The 19,760-nt window shown below is 68.9% G+C and carries 18 protein-coding genes and 1 pseudogene; 5 read left to right on the top strand and 14 right to left on the bottom strand.

Annotated features, from left to right (window positions below; translation table 11 throughout):
- Positions 1 to 53: 53 nt before the first annotated feature.
- From OG978_RS18000 to OG978_RS17980, 5 genes are all read right to left on the bottom strand, one after another.
- The gene (locus tag OG978_RS18000) at positions 54 to 716 is read right to left on the bottom strand and encodes a maltokinase N-terminal cap-like domain-containing protein (protein ID WP_326766219.1); all 663 of its coding nucleotides are present in this window, start codon (positions 714 to 716) and stop codon (positions 54 to 56) included.
- Between the two features lie 30 nt (positions 717 to 746).
- Complete coding sequence (locus tag OG978_RS17995) at positions 747 to 998, bottom strand: DUF397 domain-containing protein (protein ID WP_326766218.1); 252 nt, start codon at positions 996 to 998, stop codon at positions 747 to 749.
- Positions 995 to 1,780 (bottom strand): helix-turn-helix domain-containing protein, encoded by a 786-nt coding sequence (locus tag OG978_RS17990; protein ID WP_326770065.1) that lies wholly within the window; start codon positions 1,778 to 1,780, stop codon positions 995 to 997. The genes OG978_RS17995 and OG978_RS17990 overlap by 4 nt, the downstream gene beginning before the upstream one ends.
- A 117-nt stretch (positions 1,781 to 1,897) precedes the next feature.
- Positions 1,898 to 2,701, bottom strand: coding sequence for a HEAT repeat domain-containing protein (locus OG978_RS17985; RefSeq protein WP_326766217.1), 804 nt, complete (start codon positions 2,699 to 2,701; stop codon positions 1,898 to 1,900).
- Between the two features lie 124 nt (positions 2,702 to 2,825).
- Positions 2,826 to 3,239, bottom strand: a complete 414-nt coding sequence (locus OG978_RS17980; protein ID WP_326766216.1) for a winged helix-turn-helix transcriptional regulator — start codon at positions 3,237 to 3,239, stop codon at positions 2,826 to 2,828.
- Positions 3,240 to 3,324: 85 nt separating this feature from the next.
- Here OG978_RS17980 and OG978_RS17975 point away from each other — a divergent pair, with 85 nt between their 5' ends.
- Positions 3,325 to 4,137: an NAD(P)H-binding protein gene (locus OG978_RS17975; RefSeq protein ID WP_326766215.1), complete on the top strand. Its 813-nt coding sequence runs from the start codon at positions 3,325 to 3,327 to the stop codon at positions 4,135 to 4,137.
- Positions 4,138 to 4,192: 55 nt separating this feature from the next.
- Here the strand turns inward: OG978_RS17975 and OG978_RS17970 are convergent, their stop codons facing one another.
- The 3 genes from OG978_RS17970 to OG978_RS17960 form a co-directional block, all read right to left on the bottom strand.
- The gene (locus OG978_RS17970; protein WP_326766214.1) at positions 4,193 to 4,666 is read right to left on the bottom strand and encodes a hypothetical protein; all 474 of its coding nucleotides are present in this window, start codon (positions 4,664 to 4,666) and stop codon (positions 4,193 to 4,195) included.
- A gap of 26 nt (positions 4,667 to 4,692) precedes the next feature.
- Positions 4,693 to 5,124, bottom strand: coding sequence for a hypothetical protein (locus tag OG978_RS17965; protein WP_326770320.1), 432 nt, complete (start codon positions 5,122 to 5,124; stop codon positions 4,693 to 4,695).
- Positions 5,125 to 5,199: 75 nt separating this feature from the next.
- Positions 5,200 to 5,931: a DUF4232 domain-containing protein gene (locus tag OG978_RS17960; protein ID WP_326766213.1), complete on the bottom strand. Its 732-nt coding sequence runs from the start codon at positions 5,929 to 5,931 to the stop codon at positions 5,200 to 5,202.
- 312 nt (positions 5,932 to 6,243) lie between these two features.
- Between OG978_RS17960 and OG978_RS17955 the strand changes: the two genes are divergently transcribed.
- Positions 6,244 to 7,704 carry a helix-turn-helix domain-containing protein gene (locus tag OG978_RS17955; protein ID WP_326766212.1) on the top strand — a complete coding sequence of 487 codons (1,461 nt, stop codon included), beginning with the start codon at positions 6,244 to 6,246 and terminating at the stop codon, positions 7,702 to 7,704.
- A 47-nt stretch (positions 7,705 to 7,751) separates the two neighbouring features.
- Here OG978_RS17955 and argS read toward each other — a convergent pair whose 3' ends face one another.
- Complete coding sequence (argS, locus tag OG978_RS17950) at positions 7,752 to 9,524, bottom strand: arginine--tRNA ligase (protein WP_326766211.1); 1,773 nt, start codon at positions 9,522 to 9,524, stop codon at positions 7,752 to 7,754.
- A gap of 181 nt (positions 9,525 to 9,705) precedes the next feature.
- Between argS and lysS the strand changes: the two genes are divergently transcribed.
- Positions 9,706 to 11,472: a lysine--tRNA ligase gene (lysS, locus tag OG978_RS17945; protein ID WP_326766210.1), complete on the top strand. Its 1,767-nt coding sequence runs from the start codon at positions 9,706 to 9,708 to the stop codon at positions 11,470 to 11,472.
- A gap of 92 nt (positions 11,473 to 11,564) precedes the next feature.
- On the opposite strand, the gene OG978_RS17940 is transcribed toward lysS, so the two are convergent.
- The 3 genes from OG978_RS17940 to OG978_RS17930 all read right to left on the bottom strand — a co-directional run bounded on the left by OG978_RS17940 (position 11,565) and on the right by OG978_RS17930 (position 15,181).
- Positions 11,565 to 13,007: a DUF2637 domain-containing protein gene (locus OG978_RS17940; RefSeq protein ID WP_326766209.1), complete on the bottom strand. Its 1,443-nt coding sequence runs from the start codon at positions 13,005 to 13,007 to the stop codon at positions 11,565 to 11,567.
- A gap of 219 nt (positions 13,008 to 13,226) precedes the next feature.
- Complete coding sequence (locus OG978_RS17935; RefSeq protein ID WP_326766208.1) at positions 13,227 to 14,096, bottom strand: DUF3558 family protein; 870 nt, start codon at positions 14,094 to 14,096, stop codon at positions 13,227 to 13,229.
- 200 nt (positions 14,097 to 14,296) lie between these two features.
- Complete coding sequence (locus tag OG978_RS17930) at positions 14,297 to 15,181, bottom strand: DUF3558 domain-containing protein (RefSeq protein WP_326766207.1); 885 nt, start codon at positions 15,179 to 15,181, stop codon at positions 14,297 to 14,299.
- A 170-nt stretch (positions 15,182 to 15,351) separates the two neighbouring features.
- Here OG978_RS17930 and OG978_RS17925 point away from each other — a divergent pair, with 170 nt between their 5' ends.
- On the top strand, positions 15,352 to 16,545 hold the full coding sequence (locus OG978_RS17925; protein ID WP_326766206.1) for an RtcB family protein: 1,194 nt from the start codon (positions 15,352 to 15,354) through the stop codon (positions 16,543 to 16,545).
- A gap of 257 nt (positions 16,546 to 16,802) precedes the next feature.
- Here the strand turns inward: OG978_RS17925 and OG978_RS17920 are convergent, their stop codons facing one another.
- Positions 16,803 to 18,428: an Ig-like domain-containing protein gene (locus OG978_RS17920; protein WP_326766205.1), complete on the bottom strand. Its 1,626-nt coding sequence runs from the start codon at positions 18,426 to 18,428 to the stop codon at positions 16,803 to 16,805.
- A 266-nt stretch (positions 18,429 to 18,694) separates the two neighbouring features.
- Here OG978_RS17920 and OG978_RS17915 point away from each other — a divergent pair.
- Positions 18,695 to 18,826: pseudogene (locus OG978_RS17915) on the top strand (RtcB family protein); the annotation flags it as partial.
- A 123-nt stretch (positions 18,827 to 18,949) separates the two neighbouring features.
- Here the strand turns inward: OG978_RS17915 and OG978_RS17910 are convergent.
- Positions 18,950 to 19,708 carry an SDR family oxidoreductase gene (locus OG978_RS17910; RefSeq protein WP_326766204.1) on the bottom strand — a complete coding sequence of 253 codons (759 nt, stop codon included), beginning with the start codon at positions 19,706 to 19,708 and terminating at the stop codon, positions 18,950 to 18,952.
- Between the last annotated feature and the right edge of the window lie 52 nt (positions 19,709 to 19,760).

Genomic DNA, 19,760 nt, shown 5'->3' with positions numbered 1-19,760 from the left:
CCCGTCAGCCGTTGAGCGTGGCGCCCGGTCGTGAGCCGGGCGCCACGGTCCGGTTACGGGTGTGCGTGGACGACGACGAACGCGGTGCGCGCCGTGGTGCCGTCCGGCAGCGGCGCGTCCGCGGTGACGTCGCCGAGCGCCTTCGCGCCGGTCTCCTGGCCGGGCCGGAGCACCCGGTTGATACGAAGGGCCAGTCGGTGTCCGTCGGGTGCTGTCGTGACCAGGACGTCCGTGCCGTCCGGGTCGTCGGTGGCGGTCGTGGACGAGATCTCCGCCTTGACGTCCGACTCGTCGAACCGGGCGGTGACGGACGGGTCCGGGGTGTCGCTCGTGCTCTGCATCTGCGGCACGGCCTCGCCTGCGACGAGCGCGAACAGCTGGGCGACGAGGACCGGGTCACGCGTTCCGTCGTACACCCACCGCTGCCCCAGCACCCCGTGCTCGGTCGTGCCGATGAGCGCCGAGTCGGCGCCCGCGAGCGGTGCGCCGCGGTAGCTGAACGGCACCTGGTACGTGACCGGTTGGTCCCCCGAGGTGTCGGTGACCGCCATGAACTCGATCCCCACCTCGCCCTTCGGGTCGTCGAGCCGGAACCCGCCGGTCCTGGCCAGCTCGGGCTGCTGCCCCTTGCCTCGGTACCAGGGCTGTGCGGGCAGCCAGGAGGTGAGGAGTTCCAGCTTGGTGGGCGTCAGGGTGGTGCGGTGGATGACAGCCATGGCGGTGGTATTCCTCCCGGGGACGTGGGCTCAGACGAGTCGCCGGTCGGCGGCGAAGCCGGCGAAGGCCGTCCAGGTGGTGGGGGCGACGGTGAGGATGGGGCCGTCGGGGTTCTTGGAGTCGCGGATGTGGATGGCGGCGGGGTGGGCGGCGACCTCGACGCAGGCGCCGCCCTCGCTGCCGCTGTAGCTCGACTTCTGCCAGTCGTAGGCGACTTCGAGGCACTGCCCGCCCTCGTCACCGCTGTAGCTGGACTTGAACCACTTATGTGCAGTGCTCATTGCTCTCCCAGCAGACGGTCCAACAGGCCCACCGTGTCTTCGGGGCTGAGGGCCTGGGCTCGCAGCATCGCATATTTCTGGGCGAGGATGCTGACCTCGTCGGGGTCGGAGACGAGCAGGCTGCCGCGTTGTGTCTCGGAGTAGGCAACGCGCTGGAAGTCCGGCGTCTCCAGCAGGGTGAAGGGGCCGTTCAGCCCGGCATGGGTGCGGTGGTTCAGTGACAGAACCTGGAGGCAGATGCCGGGGAGTGCGGCGCAGGCCCGCAGGTGGTTCAGCTGCTCCGCATGGCCTTCGTCGTCGAGGAGTTGGAGCATCAGGACCGGTTCCCAGACGACGAAGCTGATGGTCGGGGGCGACGTCCGATGAAGGATCTCCTGGCGTTCCAGACGGGCCTCCGTCTGGAGCGCCACCTTTTCCTCGCTGAAGACCGGGACCCGGTTGCGGAACACCGCCTGGGCGTAGCGGTCCGTCTGGAGGAGACCGGGTACGACCTGGTTGTCGTACCAGGACAGCGCCAGAGCATCCCGCTCCAGCTCCAGGTACTCCTCCGCCCACGCCGGGATCAGATCGACCTCGGGCATGTGCGCCACTGCTTCCGTCAACGCGCCCTTGGTGTCCAGCAGTTCGTCCAACTTGGCGGCCAGGTCGGGCAGTAGAGCGCGTCTGCCCTGTTCGATGGAGGCGATCGTCTCCACCTGGTGGCCCGCCAAGTCCGCGAGTTGGGTCTGGGTCAGGCCGGCCGCCCTGCGGAAGACGGCGACCAGTTTGCCCACGAGTTTCATTGCCGACGCGTTCTTGCGCTTCCGCTTTCCGGGGTGCATACCGTGCGAACTTCCACCTGCGCGCCCGCGTCACGCGCGCACGACCCGTACAAGAAATCTGTACGGGTTCGAGTTCGGTCAGGACTGGGGATCGGGTGCGTTGAACTCGACGGCCTCCCGGACGTTCGCGTCCGGGTCCTGGGCCAGGCGGTGGAGGAGTTCCGTGACGCCACGGGACGACCACTTTTCGACGGCCCATACGAGGGCCCTGCGGACCCTCGGGTCCGGATGGTCCGCGAGGTGGGCCAGTTGGTCGACCGGTCCGCGTCGGCGCATTCCGAACCAGTGAAGGGTCTGGATGAGCTTTTCGGGGTCGCCGGGGCTGCCCGCCGCGGCGATCTGGCGCATGAGGACCGGGGCGGCGGGGGGAGGGCCGTCGAGCGGGTGCGGTCGGCGTTGCCGCAGGCGCTGCGAGCCGTATTCGCCGCGCACCCGGCAGCCGAAGCAGGTGCAGGGCGTCTTGCCGTTCGAGTCGGGGAAGTACCGCCAGCCGGTGACCTGGCTGACCGCGCGGATGCGGTGCACTTCGCGCCTGGTGACAGCCCGGGGGACGAACACTTCCCAGCCGCGTGGGTCGGGCAGGGCGGCGACACGGCGTACGGCTTCGGCGGCCGTGACGGCCGCGGGGTCGCGGTGGTAGCGGCCCACGGTGACGGGTTCGTCGTCCGGCAGGCGGATGTGCACGGCGACGAGCCCGCGCGGGCCGCTGCGCCTGGACAGCTCGCGCAGCCACTGGTGGGTGAGGGTGTACGAGGGGAGGACGGGGAAACAGTAGAGGCCCCGTGGCAGTGATGCGTCGCGGCCGTGGCTGATGGCCCGTATTCCGGAGCGGCGGACGCGTGCCGCGTTAGCCGAGGGTGTCAGGTGCACGAACATCGCCATGCGGCCGATGCTAGGGCCTGTCCGGCGGATCAGGGTCGGACAGACCGCGACCCCGGCCATGATCCGCCGGACAGGCCCTAGTGCTGTCCCGGTCGTAGTCGGCAGGGTGGTGGGGCCCGCTTGCTCACCGGATTCCGGAGTCGGGATGTTCGGCATCCCATTCTTGGCGTGCTTGCGCGATGGCGTCGCGGTGTTCTGCCGACCAGTCCGCGAGGGCCTTGACCAGATGCGTGAGGCTGTGGCCCATCGTCGTGAGCTCGTACTCGACCTGCGGGGGCACTGTGGGGTGCACGGTCCGGGTGATCAGGCCGTCGCGTTCCAGCCGGCGCACGGTGAGCGTCAGCATCCGCTGTGAGATACCGGGTATGGCACGCTGCAGCTGCCGGAAGCGGCGGATGCCCTGGGCCAGTTCGACGACGACCAGGACCGACCATTTGTCGCCGATCCGGTCGAGCACCTCGCGGATCCCGCACTCCTCGTGCTCATCACCGCAACTGACGACGGGCTCGGTGGTTACCCCGGTGTGCCCCACTGACATGGAAGTGCCTCCTTACGTTCCCCAGCGTAAAACCGCAGGATGATCCCGGTTACCGAAGAGAACCTACCGGAACGGGAAGACCCTGATGATCCTGGTTACTGGCGCCACCGGCGCCCTGGGCGCGTTGGTCGTCGAGCGGCTGGCCAGCCGCAACGACACCGTCCTTGGAACGCGCGACCCTCGACAGCTCAAGACCCCGCTGCCGGTTCGCCGCATCGACTTCGACGAGCCCGCCACCCTCGCCGGGGGCTTCGAGGGTGTGGATGTGCTGCTGCTGATCTCCGCGGGCTACGGCGAGGACGACACCGTCATGGCCCGGCACGGCGCCGCCATCGACGCCGCAGAGAAGGCCGGCGTGGGGCATGTCGTCTATACGAGCCTGACCGCCGACGGCGATCACCTCCCCTACGCGCTGCCGCACCGCTGGACCGAGCGTCGGCTCCAGGACAGCACCATGGACTGGACGATCCTGCGCAATGGCCTGTACGCGGAGTTGCTGGGCGGCCTCGCGGCGCCGTCGGCCGACGGGCGGATCACTGCCCCGCTCGGCGAGGGCCGCCTGGCCGCCGTCGCACGGGCGGATCTGGCCGACGCCGCGACACGTGTGACGGTGGAGGCGCCCGCTCATGCGCGGCGCATCTATGAACTCGTTGGCGAGCAGGCCATCGGCGGCGCCGATCTGGCCCATGCGCACGGCCCGCACGTCACCTACGCACCGGAGACCCTAGCCCAGGCCCGCACCCGTATTGCCGCTTCCGGCGCCGAGCCTTTCCAGGTGCCGATGCTGGTGGGCACCTACTCCGCCATCGCCGCCGGATTCATGTCCCGCACCGGCGGTGACCTGCGCCAACTACTGGGACGTGCGCCCCACTCCGCGCTCGCAGCAGCCCTCGCATAGCCCCGGAACACAGCAACCGCGCAGGTCCGGCAGGCCCTGCGGGCCGGCCCCGTGTCTACAGGCCGCAGGTGCGCGTCGCCGTGCCGGGGGCCGGGGCGTCGCGGGATCTGCGGTAGTTCAGCCAGGAGGCCGTCAGGGCGGCGGCTCCGGCGATGAAGAGCGTGACCGGGGTCCAGATCCGCCAGTGGAGCGGGGACGTGGAGTCGTACGCCCAGCCGTCGCCCGCGAAGATCGTGTCACCGGCGGCCACCTCGGCGCCGGTGATCTCGCCGGAGGCCGTGCGGCCGTCCGCGAACTTCCACGTTCCGTAGCAGTGGGCGGCGGGCAACTGCCCGCCGCCCTCCACGCATTGCGTGACGCTGTGGACGGTGGCGGGGTCGCCGGTGAGCAGTTTCTGCACGCCGTCGCCGACCCACAGTGCGACGAGGAGCGGCAGGAAGGCTGCCAGGGCGAGGGCGGGCAGCACGGTGACCAGAGCTTTCGAGCGGGCCGGCCGGGGCCGGTGGTGCTGCTCGTTCGCCTCGCGCACGACGGCCTCCTCGTTCCCCGTACCGCCTAGAGTTCCTTGCCGCAGAGGACGCGGTCGTCGGGGCCGTGGTCGGTGTCGAAGATCGGGTTCTCCGTGAAGACCGCGTCGGCCTCGCCCTCGCACGGGTCGCTGAAGCCGCCCGTGTAGGTGTCTTCGAGGATCTTCGTGATCCTGTGGGTCGCGCCGTTCTTCTTGCCCTTGGTCCGGCAGGCGGCCTCCACGACCGGGTCGCCGGATTTCCCTCCGCTGTCCACGCAGTCGCCGACCTCGATCCGGGGGCCACCGCCCCCGCCCTTGTCGCCGGGGTGCGGGGGCTTCAGGTTGCGCATGCAGGCGTAGCCCTCGCCGCTCGCCGGGGTGCCCTCCAGCAGAGCGAGGCTCAGGGGCGCGTCGATCACGAAGTCGGTGTGCTCCGAGCAGCTGGTGGCCGAGAACGGCGAGGCGCTGCCGACATCCATCCGCACGTTTCCCCCTCGGGCTCGATCTCCGATTCTACGATCGACTGCCCGTGGGGGAAGGTGAGTTGGGGCGGATCAGTACATGAGGGCGTCGTCCATTTCGCTCTGCCAGTAGGTGACGAAGCCGTTGTCGCCCCAGAAGGTGCCGGCGGGGAGCGTCAGTTCGGCGGGGGCGCCCGTGGAGCCCTGGTTGCTCTTGCCGGTGAAGTACACCCCGAGGTGGGTGCCCTTGTGCAGGTCCTGTCCGTCCGGCTCACCGGAGAGCCCGATCGAGGCGTAGGCGGACTGGCCCGGCGCAAGGGTGACCACGGCCTGCGGGATGCTGTCGCGGAGGACCGGGAAGGCGGCCTGGGCGTCGTCGAAGCGGAGCGCCGGCGCGTGGTACGCGTAGCAGGGGCGGGAGCCCGTGTTGGTCGCGGTGAGCAGCAGGTGGTTGATGGGGCGGCTCACCTTGGTGACGGTGACCTTGGTGTTCTCGCCGGTGCAGGTGACGGGGGACTTGCTGCTGTTCCCGGTGGTGCCGGTGTTGCTCTTCCCGCTCTTGCTGCCGCCGGTGGAGCCCTTGGAGGTGGAGGAGACGTTCTCGGCGGGGGCATTGGCCGTGCCGCTGCCGGTCTCCTTGCCGTCCTTGGCGTCGTTGGTGTCCTTGCCCGTGTCCGGGGTGGTGGCGGTGGTGCTCGCTGCCGGGGCCACCGCGCCTGCCTTGCCGTTGTCCGCGCTGTCGTTGCCGCCGCAGGCGGTGAGCGAGAGGGCGGCCAGGAGGGCGGTCGCGGCAAGGGCGGTGGTGCGGATGCGGTTGTTGCGCATGGTGGTACTCCCCGTGTGTGTGCTGGTGATGTCGGTCGGTCAGTTGTGGCAGATCAGGACCATGACGATCGCGGTGGACACGATCACCACTCCGATGGCCACGGCATCGATGAGCTCGATGCGGAAGTGGATTCGCACTGCGTTGTCCCGGTGGTCGCTGCGGTGTGTTCACAGATTGCGGGGCGGTGGATTCCGGCCGCAACGCCGAACAGCCCATTGGGGAAGCTGGAATGCCTGCGCGTACTGTGACCTGGGCAGATTCCACGTCCCTGGAACGGTGTTCCGGGACGGACCAGGAGGGGGAACGCCGCAGTGGCGACGCCGGAGGCCGGGGAATTCGCGGCTCTGCTGAAGGAATTGAAGGACCGTTCGGGGCGCAGTTACGGGGTTCTTGCCGGGAGACTGCACGTCAGCACTTCGACGCTCCACCGGTACTGCAACGGTGATGCGGTGCCGAACGAGTACGCCCCGGTGGAACGGCTGGCGCGGTTGTGCGGGGCCGGACCGGACGAGCTGGTGGAGCTGCACCGGCGGTGGATCGTGGCGGATGCGGCCCGGCGGCGCCCTGCCGCGGCTGCTCCTGCCGCTGCTCCTGCCGCTGTTCCCGCGACTGCGGAGCCGGTGCGGGATGCGGGTTCGGAGCCGGGTCGGGATGCGGTTTCGGACATGGTTTCCGACTCGGGTCCGGAGGCGGTTAGTGGCTCCGAGGCCGAGGCTGGGGCTGGGGCTGGTGGCGACGCGTCCGAGCTCACGCCCGAACCCGAACCCGAACCCGAGCCCGCGATCGTGACCGGAGCCGCGAGCCGGCCCAAGCGGTTCCTGTCCTCCCCGCGGGCGCGCGTGCTGCTCGCGGCCGTGGCTGTTGTCGCGCTGACCGTGCCCACCTCGATCGTCGTGAGCAATCTGTCGGGCAAGGACACCGGCGACCTCAGCAACGCCGCCGCCGTGGACGGTAAGGACCCGGACGGGTCCGTGCCCGCCCGGCCCGGCCGCGACGTGAGCCCCACCGCCTCGCCCAGCGGGGCGAAGAAGTCCGGCAAGCCCGTACCGTCCGGCTCGGCGACCGTCTCGTCCCCGCCGTCCGGCGGCGCCTCCGCCACGTCCGGTGGCCACGGCACGGGAGCCGGGTCGGGCGGACAGCAGAGCGGGGGCGTGCCGCTGAGCGCCACCATCAGCTCGTACAACTGGGAAGAGCCCTGCGGCCAGCACTACGTACTGGACCAGAAGCCGGAGGACGTGCCTCCGCCGCCCTCGCCGCAGGGCACCCGGGGCTGGGCCAAGGCGCTCGGCGGGGTGGACGGCGGCAGCATGCAGCTCGAACTCACCGTGCAGGGGAAGTCGGGGCAGGCCGTCGTGCTGAACGGACTGCATGTGCGGACGCTGTCCCGGAAGGCGCCGCTGGCGTGGTCGGCGTACTCGATGGGCGAGGGCTGCGGGAGCGGCATCACTCCGCAGTCCTTCGACATCGACCTCGACGACAGCCGGCCGAACCTCACCCCGGTGGCGGGGCAGCAGGGGGACGTGCGGGTGCCGCCGAAGGACTTCCCGTTCCAGGTGTCCTCCACCGATGTGGAGGTGTTCGACCTCAAGGTCCACGTCGAAGGGCACGACGTCAGCTGGTACCTGGACCTGGAGTGGAGCAGCGGCGGCCGGACGGGGATGCTGCGCATCGACGACGGCGGGAAGCCCTTCCGTACCAGCAGCATCCAGGCGCGGCCGAAGTACATGTACCAGTACGACACGGCCCAGTGGGTGACCAAGGAGTGGGACTGATGGTCACGGCCACCGGGCCGGTGCGTACGGGCTGACTGACGTTTTGGTCAGAGGCGCTCGGGGGTCCGGATGCCGAGCAGCTCCATGCCCTGGTGCAGGGTGCGGGCGGTGAGGTCCGAGAGGAAGAGGCGGTTCTCGGCCACATCGCCCGGCACCTCGGGCTTCAGCACCGGGCACTGGTCGTAGAACGTCGTGAAGAGCGACGACAGCTGGTAGAGGTACGAGGCCAGCTTGTGCGGCTCGTACGCGGCGGCGACCTCGGCCACGACCTCGGCGAACTGGTCCAGGTGTAGGGCCAGCGCGCGCTCGGCCGGGGCCAGCTCCAGCTCCGGGTGGGGCTGGGACTTCAGCTCGCCCGCCTTGCGCTTGATGGAGCGGGACCGGGCGTGCGCGTACTGGATGTACACGCTCGTGTCGCCGGTCAGCGAGACCATCTGGTCCAGGTCGAACTTGTAGTCGCGGGCGGCCGACGTCGACAGGTCCGCGTACTTCACCGCGCCGATGCCGACCTGCGTGGCGCGCTCGGTGATCTCTTCCTCGCTGAGGTCCTTGGCCTTCTCGCGCACGACGGTGGACGCCCGGTCGATCGCCTCGTCGAGGAGGTCCTGCAGCCGGACCGTCTCGCCCTCACGGGTCTTGAACGGCTTGCCGTCCTTGCCGAGCACCGTGCCGAAGGGGAGGTGCACGGCCTTGACGTCCTCGTTCAGCCAGCCGGCCCGGCGGGCCGTCTCGAAGACCATCTTGAAGTGCAGGGCCTGCCGTGCGTCCACGACGTACAGCAGGGTGCTCGCCTTGAGGTTCTGGACCCGGTCGCGGATCGCGGAGAGGTCGGTCGCCGCGTAGCCGTAACCGCCGTTCGACTTCTTGACGATCAGCGGCACCGGGCTGCCGTCCGGGCCCTTCACGTCGTCGAAGAACACGCAGAGCGCGCCCTCGGAGCGGACGGCGACGCCCGACTCCTCCAGGATGCGGCAGGTCTCCTCGAGCATGGCGTTGTAGCCGGACTCGCCGACGATGTCGGGGTCGCGGATCTCCATGTCGAGCTTGTTGAAGACCGAGTAGAAGTAGATCTTCGACTCGTCGACGAAGCGCTGCCACATGGCGAGGGTTTCCTCGTCACCGGCCTGGAGCGCCACGACGCGGTCCCGGGAGCGGGCCTTGAACTCCTCGTCGGAGTCGAAGAGCGCGCGCGAGGCCTTGTAGAGCCGGTTCAGCGAGGACATGGCGGCCTCGCCTTCCGCCTCGCCGCCGGCGCCCTCGTGGGTCAGCTCGCCCGGGTGCTCGATCAGGTACTGGATGAGCATGCCGAACTGGGTGCCCCAGTCGCCGATGTGGTGCCTGCGGACCACGGACTCGCCCGTGAACTCCAGGATCTGCACCATCGCGTCACCGATCACCGCGGAACGCAGGTGGCCGACGTGCATCTCCTTGGCCACGTTCGGCTGCGCGTAGTCGATGACCGTCGTGCCCGCGGCGCTGTTGTACGGCACACCGAGGCGGCCCTCGTCGTCCGCGGCGCGTGCGGCGAGGGTCTCGATGATCGCCCTGTCGGCGAGCGTGACGTTCAGGAAGCCGGGGCCGGAGACCTCGATCTCCTTGATCAGGCCGCCCGCCGGGAGCGCGGCCGTGACCTGGGAGGCGAGCTCGCGGGGGTTGCCCTTGAGCTTCTTGGCGAGGGCCAGGATGCCGTTGGCCTGGAAGTCGGCCCGGTCGCTTCGTCGCAGCAGCGGGTCCGCGGTGCCGGCATCCGGCAGAGCTGCCGTCAGGGCGTCCGCCAGCTGCTGCTGGAGCGTGGAAGCGAGGGAATTGACCGAGGCCATGGGCTGGCTGCCGTTTCCGTAGGAGTACAAGGGATCACGCCCAGTATTCCACGGGCGGTAAAGCCGTTTTCTTCGCGCGGGCCATAAGCCGTTTTCGCGCCGCCGGTGGACCTGGGAGAATGGGCGGAGCCCCTATGAGTCCCACAAGGGTGTTCCTACGAGTCCTACAAGAGAGAAGGACGTGCAGACCGTGGCTCAGAGTCAGAGCAGCACCGAGACCGACTGGGTCTCCCGCTTCGCGGACGATGTCATCGCCGAATCGGAGCGTCGTGCGCCTGGCAAACCGGTCGTCGTCGCGTCCGGCCTCTCCCCGTCGGGCCCGATCCACCTGGGCAACCTCCGCGAGGTCATGACCCCGCACCTGGTCGCCGACGAGATCCGCCGCCGCGGGTACACCGTCCGGCACCTGATCTCGTGGGACGACTACGACCGGTACCGCAAGGTCCCGAACGGCGTCCCCGGTATCGACGAGTCCTGGGCCGAGCACATCGGCAAGCCGCTGACCTCGGTGCCCGCCCCGGCCGGGTCCGCGTACCCGAACTGGGCCGAGCACTTCAAGGCCGCCATGACGGCCGCGCTGGACGAGCTGGGCGTCGAGTACGACGGCATCAGCCAGACCGAGCAGTACACGGCGGGCGCCTACCGCGAGCAGATCCTGCACGCGATGAAGCACCGCGCCGACATCGACGCCGTCCTCGACCGCTACCGGACGAAGAAGGACCCGGCCGCGGCGGGCGCCAAGGGCGGCAAGAAGCCGCAGCAGCAGAAGAAGGTCGACGAGGCCGAGCTGGAGGCCGAGGCGGGCTCCGGCGCGGCGAGCGAGGACGACGGCAGCGGCGGTTCGGCCGGCTACTTCCCGTACAAGCCCTACTGCGGCAACTGCGAGAAGGACCTCACGACCGTCACGTCGTACGACGACGACAGCACCGAGCTGAACTACACCTGCACGGCCTGCGGCTTCGCCGAGACGGTGCGGCTGAGCGAGTTCAACCGCGGCAAGCTGGTCTGGAAGGTCGACTGGCCGATGCGCTGGGCCTACGAGGGCGTGATCTTCGAGCCGAGCGGCGTGGACCACTCCTCGCCGGGTTCCTCGTTCGTCGTCGGCGGCCAGATCGTCCGCGAGATCTTCGACGGTGTGCAGCCGATCGGCCCGATGTACGCCTTCGTCGGCATCTCCGGCATGGCGAAGATGTCCTCCAGCAAGGGCGGCGTGCCGACCCCGGCCGACGCGCTGAAGATCATGGAGGCGCCGCTGCTGCGCTGGCTGTACGCGCGCCGCAGGCCCAACCAGTCCTTCAAGATCGCCTTCGACCAGGAGATCCAGCGGCTCTACGACGAGTGGGACTCGCTGGCACGCAAGGTCGCCGACGGCTCCGTGCTGCCGGCCGACGCCGCCGCGTACGCGCGGGCCATCGGCACGGCCGCGGGTGAGCTGCCGAGCACGCTGCGCCCGCTGCCGTACCGGACGCTCGCGTCGGTCGTCGACATCACGGCCGGGCACGACGAGCAGACGCTGCGCATCCTGAGCGAGCTGGACCCGGAGAACCCGCTGACCTCGCTGGACGAGGCCCGGCCCCGTCTCGACCGGGCCGAGAACTGGATCACCAGCCAGGTTCCGGCCGAGGCCCGCACCATCGTGCGCGACGAGCCGGACAAGGAGCTCCTCGGCTCGCTGGACGACCAGGGCCGCCAGTCGCTGCGGCTGCTCCTGGAGGGGCTGGACTCGCACTGGTCGCTGGACGGGCTCACCACGCTCGTCTACGGCGTGCCGAAGATCCTGGAGGGCCTGGAGCCGGACGCCAAGCCGACGCCCGAGCTGAAGGTCGCGCAGCGGTCGTTCTTCGCGCTGCTGTACCGGCTGCTGGTCAGCCGGGACACGGGGCCGCGGCTGCCCACGCTGCTGCTGGCCGTGGGCGCTGAGCGGGTGCGCAGGCTGCTCGGTGAGTAGGCTGCTGGGCGCGTAGGTGCCTTTTGTACGGAGGGCCGTCACCCGGTGATTCGGGTGACGGCCCTCCGTCGTTGTTGTTGCCGCGGGGCGGCTCAGGCGATGTGGTCCGCTTCGAGTTCGGCGTGGTAGCGGTTCTTGAACTCGGGCATCAAGCGGCGGATCAGCGCCGCGCTGCGCGGGTGCCTGACGTTGTGGCCGTCCGTGACATGTATGTCCAGGGCGTCGACGCTCGGGTAGTCGTTGTGCTGGTTCACGAACGCGGCGAACACCTCGTACGCGATCGCGGCGAACTCCGCGTCCTCCTGCGCCCACTCGGCCGGGTCCGGCTCCGGGTCCGGGGCCTGTTCCTGTACCTGCTCCTGGGCCTGCTCCGGGAGCTGCGGTTGTTCGTGGGCCTGCTGGAACTGTTCCTGCGGCTGGTGCTCCGCGCTGCGGGGGCCGGGGACGGCGCCGATCGTGCCCACGTTGCCCAGGGGGCGGGTGCGGCCGCCGGGGCCCGACGGGACCATCACCGGGGTCGGCTCCAGGCCCTCGACGTACGTCGGGTTGTAGGCGCTCTCGTACGCGTCGTCCGGCACCTGGGGCGCCGCGAACCACGGGCTCTCGTGCGAGCCGGGGCCTTCCTGGGGCCACTCCTCGGCGGCGGCCGGGTCGGAGGGGTGGTTGTACTGCTGGTACTGCGGGTGCTGCGGCCCGTGTTGCTGGTGCTGTTGGTGCTGCTGGTGTTCGTGCGGTTGGCCGTGCTCGTGTTGCTGGGCGTACTGCTGCTCGGGGGCGTACGGCAACTCGGGCTGGGGTTCGCCCGGTTCGACCTGGGCCAGGGCCGGGGCCGGGGGCAGCAGGGCCGGTTCGATGCCCGCGGCGGCGAGGCCGGCCGCGGCGGTCTCGGCCAGCGGGACCCCGTACTTCGCCAGACGCAGCGGCATCAGGGACTCGACGGGGGCCTTGCGGCGCCAGTTGCGGCCGAAGCGGGCCTGGAGGCGGGCCTGGTAGATCAGCCGGTCCTGTTCGAGCTTGATGACCTGCTCGTAGGAGCGGAGTTCCCAGAGTTTCATCCGGCGCCAGAGCCGGAACGTCGGTACGGGGGAGAGCAGCCAGCGGGTGAGGCGGACGCCCTCCATGTGCTTGTCGGCCGTGATGTCGGCGATCCGGCCCACGGCGTGGCGGGCGGCCTCGACGGAGACCACGAACAGCACCGGGATGACGGCGTGCATGCCGACGCCGAGCGGGTCGGGCCAGGCCGCGGCGCCGTTGAAGGCGATCGTCGCGGCGGTCAGCAGCCAGGCGGTCTGGCGCAGCAGCGGGAACGGGATGCGCAGCCAGGTCAGCAGCAGGTCCAGGGCGAGCAGGACGCAGATGCCCGCGTCGATGCCGATCGGGAAGACCAGCGAGAAGTCCCCGAAGCCCTTTTGGAGGGCGAGCTCGCGCACCGCCGCGTACGAACCCGCAAAACCGATCGCGGCGATGAGTACCGCACCGGCGACCACGAGACCGATGAGTATCCGGTGGGTGCGTGTCAGCTGCATCGCGGCCACCCGCGTTCCCCTCCCCGTTTCCCGTATGCGACGTCGCGCTTCGATGTGCTTCGACGTCCTGTTCGGCGTCCTGCTGCGACTTCTGGCGGGCACAGCCTGGCACATGAGGGCGCGGGGCGTTGCGCGGGGTGTTGTACGGGGCGTTGTACGGGAAGGGGCGAAGCCCGGTACTCGGGGGAGTACCGGGCTTCGTGAAACTGCTTCTGGACAGGGGCGTTGCTAGCTGGTCTTCCTGACGGACGACTTGCTGGCCGAGGACTTCTTGTCCGTCGTCTTGCGGTCCGAGGAGTCGCTGTCGGAAGACTTGGGGTCGTCCGCCTTGTCCGTGGTCTTCTTGTCCGGCGTGGCCGAACCGGAGGGCTTGGCCGAGTCCGTGTCCACGGCGGCGACCGCGGCCACTGCTTCCTTGGCAGCCTTCTCGGCGCCCTTCAGGATGTCGCCGGCGGAGGGGGCCTTCGCGCCCGCGTAACCCGCACCGTTGTAGGTGAGGGTGACGACGACGTTCCCCGTGCGGGCCACGACCGTCGCGTACTCGAAGTCCTCACTCGTCTTGGTGAGGTCGTAGGTGATCTTGGTGGCCTGCTCGCCGATGCCGCTGACGGGCGCTTCGACGACCTTCTTGGCGCCCCCGGTCGCCTTGGCCTTGGCGACCTGCTTCGTGAAGTCCTGCTGCGCGCGCTTGGCGCCGCTGCCCAGGGCCTGGTCGGAGTCGAAGCGGGTGAAGCCGACGTCGAGCCAGCGGTACTGGGAACCCTTCACGCCGTTGTCGTCGAGGCCGTTCCAGGAGCAGCCGGCGCGGTACGCGGTGTCGCTGGAGGTGGTGGCCGTGCCGTTCTTGGACTTCGCCGAGGGAACCAAGGACGTGACCGTCTTCTTGGTGATCGACTTGCACGGGTCGGGCAGCGCGGCGAACTTCGCGGGCTCGACGGTCGGTTCCGCCTTCTTGCTCGCGCTTGCCGATGCGGATGACTCGGACGAGCCCGATTCCTTCTTGTCGCCGGAGTCCGACGAGCAGCCGGCGACGACGAGCATCACCGGTACGGCGGCGCAGGCGAGTATGCGGGAGAGTCGCGGGGCTGAACGGTGCATGGTTCCTTCACTCGGGTGGCGCGGCGGGCGGGCTGCCAGGTGGCCGGGCGGGTGGTCGGCCGGTGCTCCGGAGGGTGTTCCGGGAACTGCTCCGGAGGGTGTTCCGGAGGGCCACGGTACGTCGGACCGGGACCGGATGCCGCCTCGGCCGGGGGGCCGGCGGTCGTGGGCGACGTGGGTCAGGGGCGCCCTGGACGGGGTCAGTCGTTGAACTCCTCGACCAGGTTCCGGGCCAGTGCCTGGGCCTTCTCCTGCAGTTCCCTGCTGTCGGGGACCACGGTGGAGACGGCCGGCTGCTCGGTGTACTCGACCGTCACGATGACGTTCGATGTGCGGAATACCACGCTCACCGTGCGGTGCTGTGCGGTGGAACCTGCCCGGGTGAGCAGATCGTCCAGAAATGCGCTGTCGCCGAGGTCGTCGAGGATGCGTGGCTGAAGGCTTTCGTCCGAGGCGTCGGCGCCGTCGTCGGTGTTCGCGTCGTCGTTGTTCGCGCCGTCGGTGTTCGTGCCGTCGGTGTTCGCGTCTTCGGAGACGGGGCTGGTCAGGGCGTGCGAGGCGGGGTCGGAGGCGTCATCGGAAGCGGCAGGGGACGTCTGCTTCTCGGTGCCCTTCGTGTCCTCCGCGGTCTTCGTGTTCTCGGGGGTCGCGGAGGGCGAGGACAGACCGGCGGAGGTCTCCTTCTCCGTGTACACCTCGCGGGCGCGGTCGTCGTCGCTCACCGCCGGGTCGTAGGACACGACGCGCTCGAAGTCGATGGACAGGGAGTGCGAGGAGGAGGGGTCTTCGGACTTCCAGCGGCAGCCGACCCGGCGGTCGGTGTCGTAGGTGACGGCGGCGGTGCCCTCGTACACCTTCTTCTGCTGTTCCTCGGTGAGTTCGGCGGCGCCGGGGAGCAGGTCCTTCAGCGTGGACGACGCGACGGCGCGGCAAGGCTCGGGAAGAGTGCGGTACTTGCCGGGGGCCGCGGCGGCGACGGTCTCCTCGCCGGGCTTGCTGTCGGCTGCGGAACTACCGGTTCCGGTGTCGGCGCTGCAGCCGACGACGAGCGCTGCCAGTAGCGCGGTGCCGGTTACGTAGGCCATCCGTCGCACGGTCCTGGGCTCCCTTCGTGCGAAAAACGGTTGCCGTTCGATGGCGACCGGTGGACACAATGTGTATCGCACGCGCCGCTGTGAATGCCGGTCGACCGACTTATTTGCCGACCTTGGCACCGGTTTTGCGCTTTCAGGCTTTTCGGGGGAATCGAGGAACTATGTCTTATGTAGAGGTGCCGGGCGCGAAGGTCCCCATCCGCATGTGGGCCGACCCGGCCTCGGTCGAGGACGTTGCGATGCAGCAGCTGCGCAATGTGGCCACGCTGCCCTGGATCAAGGGTCTCGCCGTCATGCCGGACGTCCATTTCGGCAAGGGGGCGACGGTCGGTTCGGTGATCGCGATGCACGGTGCGGTCTGTCCGGCGGCGGTCGGAGTCGACATCGGCTGCGGAATGTCCGCGGTGAAGACCTCCCTGACGGCCAATGACCTGCCGGGCGACCTGTCCCGGCTGCGGTCGAAGATCGAGCAGGCCATTCCGGTGGGCCGCGGCATGCATGACGAGGCCGTGGAACCGGACCAGCTGTACGGCTTCCGGGCGCCGGGCTGGGACGACTTCTGGGGACGGTTCGACGGGGTGGCCGACGCGGTCAAGTTCCGTCAGGAACGTGCCACGAAGCAGATGGGGACGCTCGGATCGGGCAACCACTTCATCGAGTTCTGCCTCGACGAGTCGGGTTCGGTCTGGCTGATGCTGCACTCCGGATCGCGGAACATCGGCAAGGAACTGGCCGACTTCCACATCGGGCAGGCGCAGAAGCTGCCGCACAACCAGGATCTGATCGACCGGGACCTGGCGGTGTTCATCGCCGACACCCCGCAGATGGCGGCGTACCGGAACGACCTGTTCTGGGCGCAGGAGTACGCGAAGCACAACCGGGCCATCATGATGGCGCTCTTCCAGAACGTGGTCCGCAAGGAGTTCAAGAAGGCCAAGGTGACCTTCGAGCCGGTCATCTCCTGCCACCACAACTATGTGGCGGAGGAGCGGTACGACGGCATGGACCTGCTGGTCACGCGGAAGGGTGCGATCCGTGCGGGTTCCGGGGACTTCGGGATCATCCCGGGTTCGATGGGCACCGGTTCGTACATCGTGAAGGGGCTCGGGAACGAGAAGTCGTTCAACTCGGCCTCGCACGGCGCCGGTCGGAAGATGAGCCGGAACGCCGCGAAGCGGCGCTTCTCGACGCGGGACCTGGAGGATCAGACGCGGGGCGTCGAGTGCCGTAAGGACTCCGGTGTCGTGGATGAGATTCCGGCCGCGTACAAGCCGATCGAGCAGGTCATCGAGCAGCAGCGGGATCTGGTGGAGGTCGTCGCCAAGCTCAAGCAGATCGTGTGCGTGAAGGGCTGAGACTCAGCAGTACACGTCCTCGACGGTGTCCCCGGACTGGCGTCGGTTCGTGTTCTTCCTGCCTGGGCCGTGCGTGTCAGCCGAGGTGTGGGACGGTCGCAGTGCTTCAGAGGTCGCTGTGGCCACGGCTGCTCCCGGATGCAATGCTCTGGCCCCCGGACTTGTCGGTCCGGGGGCCAGGCTCGTTCTCCCAGCAGGGGTCCCGATCGCTCCTGTCGAGCGATCGGGATCCTCGCAGGATCACACGTGCAGCCGTACTACGAGTTGTTGACCGTGATGGTGGCGTTCTCCGTGCCGCATGCGCTGGTAGCGGGCTCGTGCGTGGCGTCTCCGGAGTACGTCACCAGCCACTTGTAGACGCCGTCGTTGGTGGCGTCCACACTGAAGGTGTTGTTCGACGTGCTGGCCGAGCCACCGACGAGATTCACCGTCTCGGCGGGGTAGACGGGGCTGCCGGAGCAGGTGGGGTCGCTGGGACCGAACAGTTTGAACGTGACAGTTCCCGTGGGCTGCCCGCCGGATGCGGCGGTGACTGTCGCCGCGTCCTGCGGGAAGAACTTCTGTTCGGTCGTGATGTTCGCGGCTGCCTTGCTGATCACACTCGTTTCGTTGGGATCACCGCAGCTGGTTTGAGACGGGGAGTTGTTGGCGTCACCGCTGTAGCCGGCGGTCCAGTAGTAGGTGCCGGCGACGGCCGGGGTGAAGTTCCCCGAGCCGTAGTTGCCGTTGCCGTTCACCAGAACCGAGTTGGTGTAGACGGGGCTGCCGGAGCAGGTGGCGTTGTCGAAGAGATTGAAGGTGATCGTGCCACCCGCGTTGCTGGTGGCCCCGCTCAGGGTGGCTGTGTCACTGATCGGGTCGCCGAGCGTCGCGCTCGGTGTCGCGTTGGTGGTCAGTCCCGTGCAGTTGCTGATCGTCACCTTTGCAGGAGCGATGAAGTCCTTCAGCTCGGCAGGGAACGAGTTCGAGGCGCGGCTCTTCACATAGGCCGAGCCGAATGTCTGGCAGCCGCCGCCCGACGGGAAGAGCGCGTTGAACGAGATCGCTGCCTCGCCGAACGTGAACGGGTCCTTCGCCCCGAGGCCGCCGGATTGATTGGCCGGGATCGTGCTGGTGTTGACCGAACCCAGCGCATTCGGGTTCACGCCACCGCTGATGATCGAAGGCAAACCCCAGAGCGAGCCGGACCATGTGCGAATGGAGATGGTCGGAACGGTGCCGCCCTTGGCGAGGTCATAGGTGATCAGCTTGTCACCCGGGGTGCGCAGCGGCGTTTCGGTCGCATTGGGCCCGTTGTCCGCACAATTCGTCGGCGTCGCGTTCGGGTCGCAGAACTTCTGGTTCAGCTCGAAGTCCATGTTCGTCGTGCCGGACGGAACATTTTGCCTCGTCCAGAACAGTTCGAGGAACTTCGGTGACGTGTTCGTCTCCGTGAAGACGCCGAAGTTCGTCAAGTCGCTCTTGTTGGGAGGGATCGAGCCGAACACGATGGTCGGGTCCGGGTCGTTCTCATCCGAGCCCTGCCCGAAGGCGTCGTCGTTGGGTCCGCTTGGCCTGTCGGGCTTCACCAGGACCCCGGTGCGCATGCTGTTGCCCAAACCGCCTGCGAGCCAGTCGATACAGGGGGCCGCGCCATCGACCCTCAGGTTCGCGTCGGTGTCGATCTCGAAGTTGCTTCCCGACAGCACGTTCGCCGTGGAACACGGGACCAGTGCCATCGCCTGAGAATTCAGTGCCGCAGGGGCGGTGAACGCGGCGGCGAGCGAGGCAGTGACGAGCGCCGTCCTGAGTGGGCGCCTTCTCGTCATGCGGCTGCCCTCTGCTGCGACCGTCCTGTCTCTATGCCCACCCGGAACCAGGATGGCCGTACGAATCTGAATCACTCACGTTCTCCTCATCGCTGCGGGTCGGTGCGCGCTTACACAACGCTGCACTTCACCAGCCGCCACTGAGGCCAGTGGGTAGCGCGCAGGCTGGAACGTAGCATGAGAATCTGCGTACATCTGGCAATATCAGGCAGAAGGCGTATTGCTGCGTTAATTGCACCAAATAGCGGCTAATCGCTTAAATTCCCTCTGAATATGGACAGCAGGTGACTACGCTGCGGGGGCGAGAACTGGTTGCAGCAGAGTTCTTGTCTCGAGCGGGGTGCCGTAAGGACTCCGGCGTCGTGGATGAGATTCCGGCCGCGTACAAGCCGATCGAGCAGGTCATCGAGCAGCAGCGGGACCTGGTGGAGGTCGTCGCCAAGCTCAAGCAGGCGGTGTGCGTGAAGGGTTGAGGCCCCCTTGCGCAGGCGAAACGAGGGCCCCGGGCGCGGATTGCGTGTCCGGGGCCCATGCTTGCGTCCGGGGCCTGCTTGCGTTCCGGGCCGTCCGGCTGCTCTCTCCGGGCCCCGTCGGGCTCAGGCGGTGCGGTGGACCTTCGTGTTGGAGGCCTGGGCGCGGGGGCGGACCACCAGAAGGTCGATGTTGACGTGGCTGGGCCGGGTGACGGCCCAGGTGATGGTGTCGGCCACGTCGTCGGCGGTGAGCGGGGCGTCGACGCCCGCGTACACCTTGGCCGCCTTCTCGGTGTCGCCGCGGAAGCGGGTGGTGGCGAACTCCTCGGTCCTGACCATGCCGGGGGCGACCTCGATGACGCGGACCGGGGTGCCGACGATCTCCAGGCGGAGGGTCTCGGCCAGGACGTGCTCGCCGTGCTTGGCGGCCACGTATCCGCCGCCGCCCTCGTAGGTGGAGAGGCCGGCGGTGGAGGAGAGGATCACGACCGTACCGTCGCCGCTCTCGGTGAGGGCGGGGAGCAGGGCCTGGGTGACATTGAGCGTGCCGATGACGTTCGTCTCGTACATCTGGCGCCAGTCTGCGGGGTCGCCGGTGGCGACGGGGTCGGCACCGAGCGCGCCTCCCGCGTTGTTGACGAGGACGGCGAGGGTACGGAACGCCAGGGCGAACTCGTTCACCGCATCGCGGTCGGTGACGTCCAGCGCGTAGGCCGTTGCCTGGTGGCCCGCCTCGTTGATCTCGGCGGCGAGCGCCTCGATACGGTCCTTGCGGCGGGCGGTCAGTACGACGTGGTAGCCGGCGGCGGCCAGCTGCCGGGCGGTCGCGGCGCCGATGCCGCTGCTCGCTCCGGTGATGACGGCGATCGGGGTGGCGGCCATGGCGGACTCCTCGGACAGCTGATCGGTACGGGGCCAGGATAGGCAGGCGCGG

The organism is Streptomyces sp. NBC_01591, from assembly GCF_035918155.1.
Taxonomy (GTDB): Bacteria; Actinomycetota; Actinomycetes; order Streptomycetales; family Streptomycetaceae; genus Streptomyces.
The sequence above is the reverse complement of the archived record's forward strand: the minus strand, read 5'-3'. Positions and strand labels throughout refer to the sequence as shown.

What these genes read in the sequence shown, in the direction of transcription:
- OG978_RS18000 (WP_326766219.1), bottom strand. Translation starts at nt 716, where the DNA reads ATGGCTGTCATCCACCGCACCACCCTGACGCCCACCAAGCTGGAACTC.
- OG978_RS17995 (WP_326766218.1), bottom strand. Translation starts at nt 998, where the DNA reads ATGAGCACTGCACATAAGTGGTTCAAGTCCAGCTACAGCGGTGACGAG.
- OG978_RS17990 (WP_326770065.1), bottom strand. Translation starts at nt 1,780, where the DNA reads ATGAAACTCGTGGGCAAACTGGTCGCCGTCTTCCGCAGGGCGGCCGGC.
- OG978_RS17985 (WP_326766217.1), bottom strand. Translation starts at nt 2,701, where the DNA reads ATGGCGATGTTCGTGCACCTGACACCCTCGGCTAACGCGGCACGCGTC.
- OG978_RS17980 (WP_326766216.1), bottom strand. Translation starts at nt 3,239, where the DNA reads ATGTCAGTGGGGCACACCGGGGTAACCACCGAGCCCGTCGTCAGTTGC.
- OG978_RS17975 (WP_326766215.1), top strand. Translation starts at nt 3,325, where the DNA reads ATGATCCTGGTTACTGGCGCCACCGGCGCCCTGGGCGCGTTGGTCGTC.
- OG978_RS17965 (WP_326770320.1), bottom strand. Translation starts at nt 5,124, where the DNA reads ATGGATGTCGGCAGCGCCTCGCCGTTCTCGGCCACCAGCTGCTCGGAG.
- OG978_RS17960 (WP_326766213.1), bottom strand. Translation starts at nt 5,931, where the DNA reads ATGCGCAACAACCGCATCCGCACCACCGCCCTTGCCGCGACCGCCCTC.
- argS (WP_326766211.1), bottom strand. Translation starts at nt 9,524, where the DNA reads ATGGCCTCGGTCAATTCCCTCGCTTCCACGCTCCAGCAGCAGCTGGCG.
- OG978_RS17935 (WP_326766208.1), bottom strand. Translation starts at nt 14,096, where the DNA reads ATGCACCGTTCAGCCCCGCGACTCTCCCGCATACTCGCCTGCGCCGCC.
- OG978_RS17930 (WP_326766207.1), bottom strand. Translation starts at nt 15,181, where the DNA reads ATGGCCTACGTAACCGGCACCGCGCTACTGGCAGCGCTCGTCGTCGGC.
- OG978_RS17925 (WP_326766206.1), top strand. Translation starts at nt 15,352, where the DNA reads ATGTCTTATGTAGAGGTGCCGGGCGCGAAGGTCCCCATCCGCATGTGG.
- OG978_RS17910 (WP_326766204.1), bottom strand. Translation starts at nt 19,708, where the DNA reads ATGGCCGCCACCCCGATCGCCGTCATCACCGGAGCGAGCAGCGGCATC.